General features: G+C 46.7%; 10 protein-coding genes. 2 read left to right on the top strand and 8 right to left on the bottom strand.

The features are described 5' to 3' along the window. Positions 1-2 precede the first annotated feature (2 nt). The gene (locus GC130_RS06740; RefSeq protein ID WP_151997513.1) at positions 3-1127 is read right to left on the bottom strand and encodes a sugar transferase; all 1125 of its coding nucleotides are present in this window, start codon (positions 1125-1127) and stop codon (positions 3-5) included. Positions 1128-1131: 4 nt separating this feature from the next. Then, positions 1132-1524, bottom strand: coding sequence for a PleD family two-component system response regulator (locus tag GC130_RS06735; protein ID WP_151997512.1), 393 nt, complete (start codon positions 1522-1524; stop codon positions 1132-1134). A 517-nt stretch (positions 1525-2041) separates the two neighbouring features. On the opposite strand from GC130_RS06735, the gene GC130_RS06730 reads away from it, so the two are divergent. Then, positions 2042-4054, top strand: coding sequence for an OmpA family protein (locus GC130_RS06730; protein WP_193217791.1), 2013 nt, complete (start codon positions 2042-2044; stop codon positions 4052-4054). Positions 4055-4119: 65 nt separating this feature from the next. Here the strand turns inward: GC130_RS06730 and GC130_RS06725 are convergent, their stop codons facing one another. From GC130_RS06725 to dnaE, 5 genes are all read right to left on the bottom strand, one after another. After that, entirely contained in the window at positions 4120-4662 is a 543-nt protein-coding gene (locus GC130_RS06725; RefSeq protein ID WP_151997510.1) for a PepSY-associated TM helix domain-containing protein, read from the bottom strand. Between the two features lie 119 nt (positions 4663-4781). Then, a complete protein-coding gene (locus GC130_RS06720) occupies positions 4782-5192 on the bottom strand; it encodes a DoxX family protein (RefSeq protein WP_151997509.1) in 411 nt (136 codons plus the stop codon). Positions 5193-5224: 32 nt separating this feature from the next. Continuing rightward, positions 5225-7450 carry a carbohydrate binding family 9 domain-containing protein gene (locus tag GC130_RS06715; RefSeq protein WP_151997508.1) on the bottom strand — a complete coding sequence of 742 codons (2226 nt, stop codon included), beginning with the start codon at positions 7448-7450 and terminating at the stop codon, positions 5225-5227. Positions 7451-7621: 171 nt separating this feature from the next. Further along, positions 7622-7945, bottom strand: a complete 324-nt coding sequence (gene trxA / locus GC130_RS06710; RefSeq protein WP_151997507.1) for a thioredoxin — start codon at positions 7943-7945, stop codon at positions 7622-7624. 186 nt (positions 7946-8131) lie between these two features. Next, a complete protein-coding gene (dnaE, locus tag GC130_RS06705; RefSeq protein ID WP_151997506.1) occupies positions 8132-12313 on the bottom strand; it encodes a DNA polymerase III subunit alpha in 4182 nt (1393 codons plus the stop codon). 200 nt (positions 12314-12513) lie between these two features. Between dnaE and GC130_RS06700 the strand changes: the two genes are divergently transcribed. Continuing rightward, positions 12514-15048, top strand: a complete 2535-nt coding sequence (locus tag GC130_RS06700) for a TonB-dependent receptor (RefSeq protein WP_151997505.1) — start codon at positions 12514-12516, stop codon at positions 15046-15048. Here GC130_RS06700 and rsmG read toward each other — a convergent pair. Beyond that, the gene (gene rsmG, locus GC130_RS06695) at positions 15045-15671 is read right to left on the bottom strand and encodes a 16S rRNA (guanine(527)-N(7))-methyltransferase RsmG (RefSeq protein ID WP_151997504.1); all 627 of its coding nucleotides are present in this window, start codon (positions 15669-15671) and stop codon (positions 15045-15047) included. The two genes, GC130_RS06700 and rsmG, sit on opposite strands and share 4 nt — an antisense overlap. Positions 15672-15715: the final 44 nt, after the last annotated feature.

The following is a 15715-nucleotide window of genomic DNA, read 5'->3' as shown; positions in this document are numbered from 1 at the left end:
ATTTATACGTTCTCGTGCTGGAAGGCTGCAAGAGGCGTTTTAACTAAAATTTTTATATCCATCCACAGAGAATAGTTCTCTGCATATTCAATATCCAGGCGTTTGCGGCTGTCTTCAGACGTGGCCTTTTTGCCTCTCTCTGTTACCTGCCAAAGGCCGGTGATGCCGGCTGGTGCCATAAATCGTTTCGACCAGTCGTCGGAAGTAAGCTTCTCAGCTTCATACAAGGGGAGGGGACGGTTGCCAACGATTGACATATGCCCCAGCAGTACATTGAAAAGCTGCGGCAATTCGTCTATGCTTGAGTTGCGGATAATTTTGCCAACCCGGGTAATTCTGGGGTCATTGTTGATTTTAACAAACGAGTTTTTTTCTTCTTTTTGCTTGAAGGCAGCGAACTTCGGCTCTTCCACCCAGTAGTCGTCACCAATCAAAACGTTCTCGTCGTCAAAGGCGATACTTTGATCAACACCGTCAATTTTTGTAGTAGGATCCTCTACGGCTTTATCGTCCTGGGCGTAATGATTCAAGTGCTTCATGTTTTCCAGCAGCTTGTCAGCATCGGGCCTCATGGAGCGGAACTTGTAAAAGGGGAATATTTTATAGCCTGTGCCTACCCTGGGCGATTGATAGACAATCGGTCCTTTGGATTCCAGCTTGATGAGAATAGCCACCAGAATAAGAATGGGGCTGATCATGAGAATGATGAAGGAGGAGACGAAAATATCGAAAAGTCTTTTTGACAAAGGCATCTTGAATACTGTTGCCTGCTTTTTTTCCGTCTTCCTTTCAGCGGTCATGCGAACAAGGGTTCGCACAATGGTTGAAAAGTTGTTCGAATCTTTTTTGTATTGTACAATGTCGATAATAAACGGAGGCAGCTGAAGAGTGGGGAGCACCTGAACATCGTCCATTGCCACAAGCACCATTTTGTTGTGAAGGTTTTTTTCGCTCTGTTCCAGGCTTAGGGCCTGCACTTGCTTTTCGATGTCCTCTTCTGCTTCAATCAGAAGCAGGGCCTGTGAACTGGCACTATCCACCGACGAATGCCACGAGGCATGCAAGCCGTTGGCCACCAGTTCGTTCGTCACGCTCAAAAGTCTCTTACCTATCGCTGCAATTTCCATGGTATCAGGCAGGTTGTTTGGTTCTGTTTGTCTCTAATATGCCTTGAATTTTCACTTGAAGCTCAACCGGGTTGAAAGGCTTGGTGATAAAATCAGATGCGCCTGCTTTCAGGCAGTTGATCCTGTTGTTGCTATTTCCTTTACCAGACAGAATTACTACAGGCACCTGCTTGTAAACGGCAGATGATTTCAGGTATATCAGAAGTTCGAGGCCATTCATTCCATCCAGGTCGAAATCGGCCAGGATGAGTTCCGGGGTGCGGGCCTTGTCGTGTAAAACTTCCAAAGCCTCTTCGCCACTGCTTACCACCTCGGCGTCGAAGTTGTTCGCCAGTATATGCTTAAGAAAGCTCCGCATCATTTCGTTGTCGTCAATAATCAAAAGTTTACTTTTCATGGTTTTGTCGTTTTATGGATGATCAAATGTAATTGGAGATGCTCCGAGGCAGAGTAACCTTTAGACGATTGGTAGGCTTTTATCGATATTTGGGGGGTAATGAAATGATGTTTAGAAATGAATATTGGTATTTCAAAATAGATTTTATCGCCTCAATTGGCCGATAAGTTGCTATGTATGTGTTAGTAATGTTATATTTCGGCGTTTTTCATTATTGAAAGATATTTTATAGTTTCACCAACTAGGGATGTAGGCAACTGAGAAGGCCGGATTGCTCCGAACAATGGTTTTTTTAGCTCAAAACCAGCTAGTTTGGTGGGGTTTCACTTGGCATGCAAGTGATTGCCTGGCAATCGGCAGCATTATCTTATTGTATTATTTATGTAATTGACTTGGAACAATCACAAAACGAGTGATTGTTCAACAAGACCCTTAGTTCGACACCATGCCTCGATTGTTTCTGTTTTTTGTACTAATAGCCACGTGTTTTACCGCCTCTGCTCAAAACGTAGATAGAATGCTTCGTGATGCGGAAAAGATTTTTTATCAGGAGAACTTCGTTTTGGCTCGGGAAAAGTACAAAGAGATACTAGAAATAGACCCCAAACAAACCAAAGCAAAGTACCACTATCTCATTAGTCACTTCCTTACCGATGGCAGAGGCAAGCCAATAGATGAATTATTAGAATTGGACGATATTCAGGGGAAAAAGGACAAGTTCTTTTCATACTGGCTGGGTAGAATTTATTTTGGAAACTATGATGCCCAGCATGCCATTAAGCATTTCCAGATCTTTTTGGACCTGAGAGCAAAGAAGAGTGAGGAGATAGTAGATGAGACCAAGCGTTTCTTTACTGATGCGGAATGGCTCCTGAAATACCTGAGGAATCCTGATGATTTCGAGATTAGGCTCGTTCCAGGTGTCAACTCTGAGCAAAACGACCTTTCTCCGGTATTTTTTAGTGGTAACGATGAGTTACTGTTTCTTTCCTCACGCTCCAGCGAAGGCAAAGAAGATGTATACAGGGTGTATCATACTAAGTTTGGAGAGTCCACTTGGGAAAAGCCGACACAAATTCCGTTGCTGGGAGACTTTGAGTATGAAAATGCCAACCTGGAAGTGGTGAATGAAGACGGAAAGCTGTTTGTTTTTGACAGAAAAAAGGGAGGGCGCCTCTTTTATAGTGAGCAAAAAAACGGCCAGTGGACAGTCCCAGCCGAGTTTGACGCCATGTTGTCTAACGCCCACGTTCATTCTCATTTTTTTATCAATCCCAAAGAGAACCGGGTAATATTTGCTTCCAACGATGGAAAGAAAGGCAAGGATTTTGACCTTTTTGAGTCACTAAAAGATCCTGCAACAGCGAAATGGAGTGAGCCAACATTACTGCCAGGAAGCGTAAACTCCACTTTTAATGAGCTTAGCCCCTATTTGAGTGCCGACGGAAATACCCTGTATTTCAGCTCAGACCGGATTGGGTTTGTTGGGGGATACGATGTGTTTAGTTCAACATTTAACGAAGCCACGAAGACGTGGGGAGCACCAGTGAATATGGGGTTTCCAATTAACTCCCCTGATAATGAGTTGAACTTTAAAATGAAGGTGGATGGTGAGGAAGGATATTTTTCATCGGATCGCATACACGGTATGGGAGCTTTCGATATCTATTACTTCTGGGCCATTGAGAAGGTCAACATAAAGGGTGTGATCACTGACGGGGTCACAGGTATGCCGTGCGTCGACTGCCAGATCAAATTCCACCCTTCGAGCTATTACGATGAGTCGTTCACCAGTTTTACGGGGGAGTCTGGCGCCTACGGAAACGAGATTATTGCCGACGAGATTTTCGTGGCTGAGATTTTCGATGTCGATGAAAACATGATTTACAACAATAGCCTCCAGATTAAGGCGTCGGGTGGTTTGGCAACCACACTCACCAGAAACTTTGTTATTGGGGGAGAGCAAACGGAGGAGATGTTTACGGTAACCAATATCGATGTAAAAATGCCTGAGCAGGCCGATACAGACTACCTCATCGCCAGTAAGGAAAAGGCAGTTGTGGCGCTGATCAATGAAGGTGGGGTTGAAAACTCAGGTAGCGGAAGCACAGGGACAAGCGCTACCACCGCCGCTGGCAGTGATAGTCAGACTCATAGCCACAAATACAAAGAAGCTATCCGCAAGCTGGTAAGACCAAATGTATATTTTGAAAATACCAAAGTCTATTTCTCTTCTGACTACCAACCGCTGTTGGATGAGGTGTTGTCTTTAATGCGAAAAGATGAAAGTCTCGTAATTGAAGTGGCTGGTCACACTGATAATTTTGGCGGAGAGAAGATCAATATGGTTATTTCGCAGAACAGGGCGGAGTCAATTAAAAAGCATCTTGTCGGAAGAGGTATTGCTGCCAGCCGGATCATCGCCAAGGGATATGGAGAAACTAAGCCTATGGCTAGTAACGACCAGGAGTTGGAGGGGCGGGAGCTCAATAGAAGAGTAGAGTTTCTGGTGGTAGCGGAAGGCAACTAACCTGATCCTCTGAAAAAACTAAAAAGCCGCTGTGAGCGGCTTTTTTCATGATATAGAGGTTATTTTTAACCCAGTAAGAAGAGAAAAATCAAAGGAAAAACGAGCCCAATGGCAGCCAGTTTCCATCCCCTTTTTCTGAAGCTTTTGTCACCTTTTACAATAAACATCCCGGTGAAGGCTATGACAAGCATGGCAACCCCAAATATGTCGGAGTAGTAGATCCAGAAGTCACTGGTGTCTACATGAAGCTTGGTCATTTGACCGAGAAGCGGTGTGGTCATGTATTTTTCCAGCTTTCCGTTGCCCGTGCTCACGTCCATTGTCACGTCTTGATTAGCGTAGGAAACTCTCAAGGTATTTCCGTCCATGCTGTACCTGCGAAGCTGGTCATCTATGGACTGAGTTGCGGAAAACGATTTGATGAAGTCATCGTTAATCGATTCGGCGCTGACGGGAGTCATTGTAATTTCCTGTGAAGTATACTTTACCCGACTCGGGTGCCACACTCTTCGGTGATTGAGGAAAATTCCTGAAAAAGAAAAGGCAATAATGAGGCCTATATAAAAATAGGCGATGTCCCTGTGGGTGTTTCGTGCGGTTAGCTTCATTTCAGTTCGCTTTTTGCGGTGAAATTATACATTTCATCTAACAAAATTTGGTAAAATCGACGTTGACTTACTTTTTCAGGATGCCAGAGCCTTATTCGGCTACCAGTTGGCGGCCGAGTCTACTTACTAATCAATTTATCTACAGAGTATTTGCCACCCCCCATAATCAGCAGAGAGATGAAAATAATCAGGAACAGAAAGGGCTTTTCCTTGGTGCCAAAAGGGTCTGTGGCGTGAGCTACGAAGCCTGCTGTTGTCATCGTTACAATGAGAGGGATAGCAGCCAGTCGGGTGGCAGCGCCCAGCATAATGAGGATGGCACACACAAATTCGGCAAACACAGCAAGAGACAGGGAGACGGTTGAGCCAAGCCCCATGAAATCCATGAAGCGGATTTCCTCTCCGGAGAACAGGCGTTGGAACTTACCGAAGCCATGAGTTAACATAAAAGCGCCGGAAAACAGCCTGAGAACGAGGAGGCCAAGTGAGACATAGTTTTCATTGATCGAGCTGGAGAAAAGTTTTTTCATAGTAGAAAATTTAACGGGATTCAATAATAGCATTAAAGGGTAAACCAATAGTTCAGCTTAAACACGATGGCCTTGCTTTTGGCCTTCAGGAAAGGATCTGCAAAGTAGTTGTCGGTGTATACCAAATAGAGGTCAGACATAGGCTTATACCTCCATTGCAGTCTGCTGTTAATATTGAAGTTGTTTCTCTGGGTGTTGTACTGAAAGAAAGTTATCCAGAACAGACTATTGGAAAAATTGATTTCTGATCGCTGGCTAAATAAGCTTATACTTGCGCTGCCGTAGCCTTCAGCAAAGGCCAGCTCGTTTTGCTCGAAGCCAAGTGAAAAGTTGCCCCAGGGCTGTAGCCGATAGGTAAATTCTGTTTGGTATCGCTGAATTTCGCCGTTATAGAAGCCACCAGCACCGGCCTCAACCGAAAAAGCCAGCTTTTTTCGTTCATCTGACTCATAGGCAATATTGAATTGGCTGAACTGATAAGTGTCGGGTGGGAGCGGCGTATCGTCAATGAAAGCCGTGTGAAAAAGCAGCCGAACGTCGTTGCTGCTCAGCTCTGTTTCTATCCCAGATGTATTTTTAAACTTGATTTCATAGCCCAGGGAGGAAGATCTTTCATTCAGTGTCCAGTCGGGATTCCAATCTACACTGGTGCTCGTTTGAATTTCATGGGTATTGATGTTGCCTCCATTGGTGGGGCGGATGGTATAGCTAGCCTGACTGTATATATGTTCAAATCCCAATCTGATAACAGTGTCTCGCAGCGCATCATAGTTTTCTAACCTCGGAATGAAGCCCATGTCGGCATGAAAGTCGGTAGGAACGGAGATATAGTCTGCGAACAGAGACCAGTGCCTGTCGTCATACCCGGCGGTATAGTGTTGTGAATAAGACACACCGGCACCTGGCTTTTCAGATACGCTTACGAGGGCTGTGCCCGTTATGGACCCCGGAATATTGGAGTAGTCGAACCCAATCCCCCCATTTCGCCCATAATTGGTTTTATCGGTTCCCGCTCCAGCAACAAAGCTTTGCCTGTTATGAAAATAGCCTTTGATGAGCGACCTGCTAAAAACACGTTGGTTAACGGCGACGGCTGTGTAATTCTGTGCTTCGGTGTCGTCTGTTTCCCTGGTTTGAATGTTCATAACGCCTACTCGCATGCGCTGTGTGAGGTTACCACTCAATCTGGCACCTGCCAGGATGGGGATCGGCCGGGCATTTTCGTCGAGCCCTATTCGTCGGGAAAAAAAGGGACGATTCGGGCCACCACCGAAACCGGAAAACAGATCTGCATTTTCCAGAAAGAAGGTTCGCCTTTCAGGATAATTGAGACTAAAACGGGTCAGGTTGGTTTGTTGCACGTCGACCTCAATCTGGGAGAAGTCGGGCAATACAGTAAGGTCCAGGTTGAGGGAAGAGGTAATGCCAATTTTCGCATCCAAACCGCCCGCCAGGTCAGCTGAGGTGACAGGTACTTCGTCTTCCCGGTTGTTGTTGATGCCTCCAGTGACAAAGGGGATCACCGATAAGTTGGTTTTTACAGGGTCTGGGGCTTTGTCCCATACCATCGATCCGGTATAGCCCAAATCATAGCCGTCGAAGTTGATTGGGATATTGGTCCAGGCGTGGTATTGATTAGCTTTCACATCGTTGCGGATGAAGTTGATGCCCCACTCATCATTATTGGCTTCAAATCGAAGTGTTTTGAACGGGATGGCCATTTCTACTATCCAGCGGTCTTCATGCCTGGTTACTTCTGAGAACCATTTGTTGTCCCAGCTAAAATTGAGGTTGTTGGAGCTCGAGGCCAGCAGGTCTTCGGCCTGTACGTTCATGGGGCTTACACCAAAAAAGAAGCCGTTGGTTTTTTTATTGACTGGGTCAAGCACCACTGCGATGCCGTCGCTATCAAAGTACCGGATATCCCTTTTAAGCGTTTGTACCACGTAGTAGCTGGTGTCGTAGCACACGGCGCTTATGTACAGAAATTTCTCATCGTAGGCAGCACGCATTTCTGTTTGCCGGGGTGCTTTTTGGTCGTCTCTTGGAAATTTCATCCAGAAGTCAGTCGCTACATCGGCGGTTTGCCAGGTACTTTCGTTGAGTTCGCCGTCAAGCACGATAGGATCTTTGGCTCGCTCTATCCTGAGCTGATACTTTGACTGAAATCCGGTGTTTTTCTTATCGTTGACTTCCTGGGAGGTTGCGTCGAGGAAAAAAAGTTGTCCAAAAATGAACGTAATTATGGTTTTGCGCATAAATCCGACCGATCGGTTATTGGGTGTTGATTGTGTCGTTGACAAAGAAAATGGGTTGACATGCGACAGTCAACTAAAGATTTGTTGGGCGGAGTGTAAAAGAATGTCACCGGGCAAAAAAAAGACCACCCTTTCAGGTAGCCTCTCTATTTTTATTCACTCAGTAGCTGATTAAGCCAGCTGAGCTTGAATTTTCTGGTTCAAAACTGACTTGGGCACTGCACCAATTTGTTTGTCAACCACCTGGCCATTTTTGAAAACCAAAAGGGTGGGGATGCTGCGGATGCCAAACTTAGCCGGCACCTGTGGATTCATGTCCACGTCCATTTTGGCGATAACGGCTTTGCCTTCAAAATCACCAGCCAGCTCCTCTACGATTGGCCCAATCATTTTACAAGGCCCACACCATTCTGCCCAAAAGTCAACCAGAACGGGTTTGTCTGAGCTAATGATCTCCTCGAAATTAGCGTCAGTTACTTCTATTGCTTTACCCATTGTATGTATAATTTTTGTAATTGCTGAATACCTTACACAAATATAGATCAATAAGTTCTACATCCTTGTCAAAAAATCTCAATATGTATGCGTGCGGACAAAAGGGGATAAGCTGAGTATTTGAGGAATCGAGGATTTGAGTTTCAGTCAAATACTCAACTCTTCAGTTCTTCAAATCCTCTTTTCTTACGTCATCACCTCATACTCCAAATCACCCACTGCATCCAATTGCTTAATGAGTTCGCCTTTCGGCTCTACTTGTAGCTTTCTGGAGAATAGTTCCAGAGAAATGTTTTCCGAGGGGTCTTGCACCACCACCTTCAACGGACAGGAGCCAGCATGGTCTATTACCATCTGGTGCAGTTCGTCAATCATCTGCTCGGTCAGATTATTGACATCCAGCTTTAGAATAAGGCCCTTGGCCATTTTATCTCTGATGTCATTCAATAGCTGGATTTCGCTGATTTTGAACTCAAGTTCTCCCACCCGAAATTTGGATGGTTGCATAAAACCTTCTACGAACAGGTACCAGCCCACCATGTAGAACTGCTTGAATTTAACATAGGTGTCAGAAAACATGAAGAACTCGTAGGAGTCAGAATAGTCTTCCAATGTCAACACACCAAATGGATTGCCCTTTTTGGTTGTGCGGTGGTTGATGCCACTAACAATGCCGCCAAGTCTGATAATGCCGCCATTTGCCAGGCTTTCGTCGTTCTTGAGGTCAGTTAGCGTGGTGTTGCAGAAATGTTTCATTTCAAAGCTGAACTGATCGAGTGGGTGACCTGATATATAAAGCCCCACTACCTCTTTTTCTATGTTCAGCTTCCGGATGTCGCCAAAACGTTCAATGTCCGGAATGCGTGGCTTGGGAACTTCTACCTGGCCGGAGCCGCCGAAAAGTGATACCTGGTCGCTAGCTGCCTCCTGCTGGAGCCGCTGCGAATACTTGGTAATGAGCTCGACCAGCGTTGATTCGCCGTCTGCCGCCTCCAGATATTGCCTGCGGTGGTAATCTTCGAAACAGTCAAAGGCACCCGACATGGCGAGGCATTCAAATGTCTTTTTATTGAACCCGTTTTTCACCACCCGCACGCCGAAGTCCCAGATGTCCTGGAAGGGGCCATTCTTCTCCCGTTCTTCTATGATGGACTGCACGGCTGCTTCACCGGCTCCTTTGATGGCACCGAGGCCGAAGCGAATTTCGCCCTTTTTGTTCACCGCAAAGTTCACCCTCGATTCGTTCACGTGCGGGCCAAGCACGGGGAGCCCCAGGTTGCGGCACTCTTCCATGAAAAACGATACCTTTTCAATGCTGCTCTGGTTGTGGGTCAGCACCGCCGACATATACTCTGCCGGATAGTTGGCCTTGAGGTAAGCCGTGTGATAGGCCACCACAGAATAACAAGTGGAGTGCGATTTATTGAAGGCATATTGGGCAAAGGCTTCCCAGTCTTTCCAGATTTTGTCCAGCTTGTCTTTAGGATGCCCTTTTTTGGTGGCACCCTCAACAAACTTGCCTTTCATTTTGTCCAGCACTTCCCGCTGTTTTTTACCCATGGCTTTCCGCAGCACGTCGGCCTCACCTTTGGTAAAGTCGGCCAGCTTCTGCGACAGGAGCATCACCTGTTCCTGGTACACCGTGATGCCGTAGGTTTCCTTCAGGTTGTCCTCCATTTCGGGGAGGTCGTAGGCTATCACTTCTTTGCCCAGTTTTCGGGCGATAAAGTTAGGGATGTATTCGAGCGGGCCCGGACGGTAAAGGGCGTTCATGGCAATGAGGTCTTCCAGCCGGTCGGGCTTCAGGTTGCGCAGGTGCTTCTGCATGCCAGGCGATTCAAACTGGAAGGTGCCATTGGTTTGGCCCTTCTGGTAGAGCTCGAAGGTTTTTGCGTCGTCCAGGGGAATTTTGTCGGGGTCAATGGTAATGCCATGCCGCAGCCGTATGTTCTCGATGGCCGTTTTGATAATGCTGAGCGTTTTCAGGCCCAAAAAGTCCATTTTCAGCATGCCGGCACTTTCCACCACGCTGTTGTCGAACTGGGTCACCAGCAGGTCAGAGTCCTTGGCGGTGGATACCGGCACGTGGTTGGTAAGATCATCAGGCGTAATGATGATGCCACAGGCGTGAATACCTGTGTTACGCACAGTCCCTTCGATAACAGCCGCTTTTTGCAGCACCCGTGCTTTCAGGTCTTTTCCGTTTTTGAAAGCCATCAGCTCAGGCACTTCCCTGAATGCTTGAGTAAGCGAGGTGCCAGGTCGTTCGGGTACCAGCTTGGCCAGAATATCGGCATCCGAAAGCGGCAACTCCATCACTCTGGCGCTGTCTCTGATAGAAGACTTGGCGGCCATGGTACCATAAGTAATGATTTGCGCTACCTGGTTTTTGCCGTATTTGTTCACCACCCAGTCAATGATCTTGCCCCGGCCTTCGTCGTCGAAGTCAATATCAATATCGGGGAGTGATACACGGTCAGGATTAAGAAATCTCTCAAACAGCAGGTCGTACTTGATGGGGTCTACGTTCGTAATACCCGTGCAGTAGGCGACTACGGAGCCTGCTGCCGATCCACGGCCTGGGCCTACCGAAACGCCCATTTTTCGGGCTTCGGATGTGAAGTCTTGCACGATAAGGAAATAGCCCGGATAACCAGTTTTTTTGATTGTCTCCAACTCAAAGTCCAGCCTTTCCTGAATTTCCGCAGTGATCTCTTTGTACCTCTTTTTTGCTCCTTCCAGGGTGAGGTGCCGCAGGTAGTCGTCTTCTGTTTCAAAGCCTTCAGGAATAGGGAAGGCGGGGAGGAGCACATTCCTGTCCAGTTTGTAGCTTTCAATTTTTTCCAGCAACCCGCCGATGTTTTCGATGGCTTGTGGCACATCGGCGAACAGCTTTTTCATTTCCTCTTCCGATTTGAAGTAAAACTGGTCGTTGGGAAAACCAAAACGATTGCCTCTGCCTGCTCCCTTAGGAGTTGACTGAACCTGGCCATCTTTTACACATAGAAGGATATCATGGGCATCGGCGTCTGCCTTTTCAGTGTAGAAGACATCGTTGGCGGCAATTACCCTGGTGTTGTATTTGGCTGCCAGCCCCAGAAGCACTTCATTCACGTGGTTTTCTTCAGGCAGGCCATGCCGGATCAATTCCACATAAAAATCGTCGCCAAAAACCTCTACCCACCACTTGAAAAGCTCTTCACCCTGGCTCTCGCCCTGGTTCAGAATGGTGTTGGGAATCTCACTGCTTAGGTTGCCACTCAGTGCAATCAGGTTTTTGCTGTATTGCTTGATCAGCTCTTTGTCGATCCGGGGATAAAGGCCATAAAGTCCTTCCATGTAGCCCAGCGAAGAAAGCTTGATGAGGTTGTGATAGCCGTCCTTGTTTTTGGCTATCAATACCTGCTGGGTCATTCTGTCGGGATTGTCTTTGGTGAACTTTCTGGTTTTGCGATCCTCAGAAACATAAAACTCACAACCGACAATAGGCTTTATCCCCTGGGCGTGGGCTTCTCTTACAAACTTAAAGGCGCCAAACATGTTGCCAAGGTCAGTGAGGGCCACCGCTGGCATGTCATATTCTTTGGCTTTACTCACCAACTTCTTGATGTCGGCGGTGGCGGGCAGAATGGAAAACTGTGAGTGGACATGAAGGTGACAGAAGGGCCCTTTGATGTCAACCGCAACAGCTTTTCCAGGTGTCTTACCCTTGTCTTCCTTTTGAGCGAAGTTAGCTGCCGCCAGTTTAGGTTCTTCATAAACTATAGAAGCAGGGTCAGCGCCATCAAGGGGCTTGATCACCTTTTCTGTGATCAGTCCGAAGAAACATTTGGTGGTGGCTGCCACGTCGTAGGCAGCATCGTGCGCCTCATCGAAACCAACGCCGAAAAGTTTTTTGTGCAGCTCCGTCAGCGTAGGCCATTTGAACTTACCACCCCGGCCGCCGGGAATGGCGCAGTACTCTGTCGACTCATTTTTGGTGTCAATGCTTTTGAGTGAGGTAAGTGGACTTTTGATCTCCTTACGGAGATACTCACAGCCCATGATATTAATATCGAACTCAATATTGTGGCCTACTACTACTTCGCACCTGGCCAGGTCTTCGTTGAACTGCTGAAGAACATCTTCCAAAGGGAGGCCTTCTTCCAGTGCTCTTTTAGTGGAAATGCCATGTATTTTCTCAGCATTGAAGGGAATTTCGAAGCCTTCTGGCTTCACAATCAGGTTGTTATTTGAAACGAGCTTTCCGGAGGCATCGTGCAGTTGCCAGGCAATTTGCACCACCCTGGGCCAATTGTCGAAATCCGTTAGTGGCGCATTATAGTTTTGGGGTAAACCGGTGGTTTCGGTATCGAATATGAGGTACATAAAGCGTAGGGAAAGTCAATCAGAACAACGACGGTGAAAGTAGAAAAATTCCGCAAACAGTTATCCACAATTTTTGACTAACAGATTAGTTATATTAACAGCGATAATTCCTAAAAACAGAATTTATGTTATTATCACAAGTATTTTTAGGCTAACTTTTAGGCTAATAATTAATCGAAACCAATCAATACTTCAACCGCATGTTTAAACTTAAAGCTAAACTCTTTCTCATTCTATGTATTTGCGCTTTGTTTTCTTTTTTAACACCGCCAGCTTCTGTTAGCGACCTGATAGAGAAACTGGAGGCTTACCTGGCCTACTACACACCGGAAAAAGTGTATGTCCATCACGACAAGCCTTACTATTCGGCTGGGGATACCATTTGGTTTGCCACCTACCTTACTCATGGTATTTCGCACATGGCATCAGCCCCAAGCAAGCTGGTGTACGTGGAGGTGGTAAGTACCGATGGATCCGTTGTGGCCAAAAGAGATATTTTTATTAATGAAGGTAGTGGTAGTGGGGATATTGCTCTGCCAGACACACTGGTATCTGACACCTATGAACTAAGGGCCTATACTAGTTTTATGCGAAACTTTGACCATGATTTCTTTTTCCACAAGGAGCTTCGAATAGAAAATACGCAGTCGCCGTCGTTTGACGAGGCTGATGTCTCCGGCTCGACCGCACAATTGAGAAGTGAAGAAATGAAAAACTATTCAGACCTCGTCAGACTACAGTTTTTTCCTGAGGGAGGTGATCTTGTGGAGGGGCTGTGGAGCACAGTTGGCTTCAAAGTTACCGGGCCGGATGGTAAGGGTGTGGACATTGAAGGCGAGGTTTCTGATAACACAGGCAAGAAGATCGCTGACATCAAAACCAGCAGGTTTGGTATGGGGAAATTCCTGATGCAGCCCGTGGCAGGTGAGAGCTATAAGGCTACATTTAAATTTGGCATGGAGAAGATGCAGGTGCCTTTACCAACGGCCAGGCCATCAGGCTATGTGATGACCATGACCAACGTGTCTCCAAAGTATGTAACGCTGAAGGTGGAAGGAGCCGGCGGTGAAAGCACAGATGGTGGAACCGTTGTGGGTCATGTAAGAGGAGTGGTGTTTTTGACGCTGCCCGCAAGTGATGGGCAGCCTTTACAAGGGTTGATACCCAAGGAGAATTTGCCCGAGGGTGTTGCACAGTTTACTTTTTTTGACAAGAAAGGGCAGCCACAGGCTGAAAGGATCGTGTATATTGATCAATCCGATAAGAGACCGGTTGCCAGGGTGGACGGGCTTCAGGCGACATACGAAAAAAGGTCAAAAGTTGACCTTGCCATAATGATGGCGGAAGCAGAGGCTACGACTACATCCCACTTGTCGGTGGCGGTAGTGGATAAAACGAAAGTGCAATTTGACCCTAATTCAGATGATATTGTAAGCTACCTGCTAATGACCTCCGATATCAAAGGTGATATTGAAAGCCCCGGCTACTATTTTGATGAGGGAAACAAAGACAGGGTGCCAGCGCTGGATAATTTGATGCTGACGCAGGGATGGAGACGCTTTACCTGGAAAGACATTATGGAGGACAAAAAGCCGGACATCAATCACCTGGTGGAACCGGGCTTCAGTATTGCAGGTAGAGTGACCGATTTCTTTTTTCAGTCCAAACCGGTAAAGTCGAAAGTGACAATTACTGGCACTGAAGCAGACGGTGATTTGTGGTCAGCTGAAACGGAGGCGGACGACGATGGTTATTTCTTATTCACGGCTTTGGACATCGACGATACGGCACGAGTAGTTATTCAAACGCCTGATGAAAAGAAGATGGGGAAAAAGGGTGGCAAGAAAGATTTTGTTGAAGGGGGCAATGTAAACCTTGCAACCAAAATAGTCGTTAACGAAACGAAATCACCGGAAATTAAATATGGTGAAATGGCTGTGGATGAACTGGTTAGTAGTAAAGCAATAGCCGCCTACCTTGAGGAGGCCAGAAAGGTGAGGGAAATTGAAGCGGCATTTGCAAAGCAAGACGTAGTAATTTTGGATGAGATGCAAGTGGAAGGAGAGAGAGTGAGGACTGGCGAAAGATTTAATAAGCCAGGAATGACATACAAGAGGCCCACGAGAAGAGTTGACGTGGACTCTATAAGTAGAACCACTCAGTTTCTTAGCATTTTCGAAGTGTTTATAGGACGTACGCCCGGCGTTCGGGTAGTCGGGTCTTACCCTAATTATGACCTGATTATTAGAGGTGCTTCTAGTTTGCAGGGAGGAAGCATTAATCCCCTATATGTGTTGAATGGAAGTATCGTGGATGCAAGTTTCATCAATACCATTCCGGTTGATCGGGTTGATTTCGTCGACGTATTGACCGGCACGGGAGCAACCATGTACGGCTCAATGGGGGCTGGTGGAGTTGTTGCCGTTTATTTAAAGGATGGTAGCGAAGTCGACGAATCTTTTGTGCCTAAGGGATCGCTCGGAATGATTCACCCTGGTTTTTATCACGCCCGGGAATTCTACACACCTGACTACAGCAGCAAAAAGCAATCCCACGTCCGCACTGATGTTCGGCCGACCCTTTACTGGAAAGGTGGCTTGAAAACAGCGGAAGGGGTTCCAGCTAAGCTGGAGTTTTATACATCGGATGTGGCTTCCACTTTTGAAGTGAGGGTAGAAGGAATAACGGAAGATGGTCGGCCATTTGTCAAAACGGAGGAGTTTGTGGTGAATTAGACACTCACCATCACAAGCTTCTTCGTCTCAAAAAATTCTTCTTTAAAGAAGTCGCTGAGATCGTGCACATGGTAGGGGTAGTCTATTTCTGACAGTTCTTCTTCCAGATCGCCGCCTTTGAGGTAAAGAATGCCGTTAGGAATGGAGTGTTTAGGTGTTTTGCTTATCTTCCCCTTTACCCATTCGGTAAAGGGCCTCAGGCGGGTAACTGCCCGGCTTACAACGAAATCCCATTCGCCTTTCAGCTCTTCTGCTCTTCCATGAATAGCCGTTACGTTTTGGATGCCAACACCCTTACATACTTCTTTTACCACCAATATCTTTTTACCGATCGAGTCGACAAGTGTGAATTCGGCCTCAGGAAAGAGGATAGCCAGCGGGATGCCAGGAAAGCCACCACCAGTACCTACATCTAATATCCTTGTTCCGGGTTGAAATGAGATAAGCTTGGCAATAGCCAGCGAGTGCAACACGTGGTGAAGGTAGAGTTGCTCAATGTCTTTCCTGGAAACGACGTTGATCTTGGAGTTCCAGTCTTCGTAAAGAGGGTAAAGAGCGCTAAACTGCTTCTTTTGTGTGGCAGTTAGATCAGGGAAATAGCGGAAGATAAGGTCTTGATTCAAGGTCTTGATTGTTTTAAGTCTGTCAGGGGACAGACCAGGGGGAT

The organism is Imperialibacter sp. EC-SDR9, from assembly GCF_902498805.1.
GTDB lineage: Bacteria > Bacteroidota > Bacteroidia > Cytophagales > Cyclobacteriaceae > Imperialibacter.
Note: the sequence above shows the minus strand (reverse complement) of the source record. Positions and strands in the feature narration are given on the sequence as shown.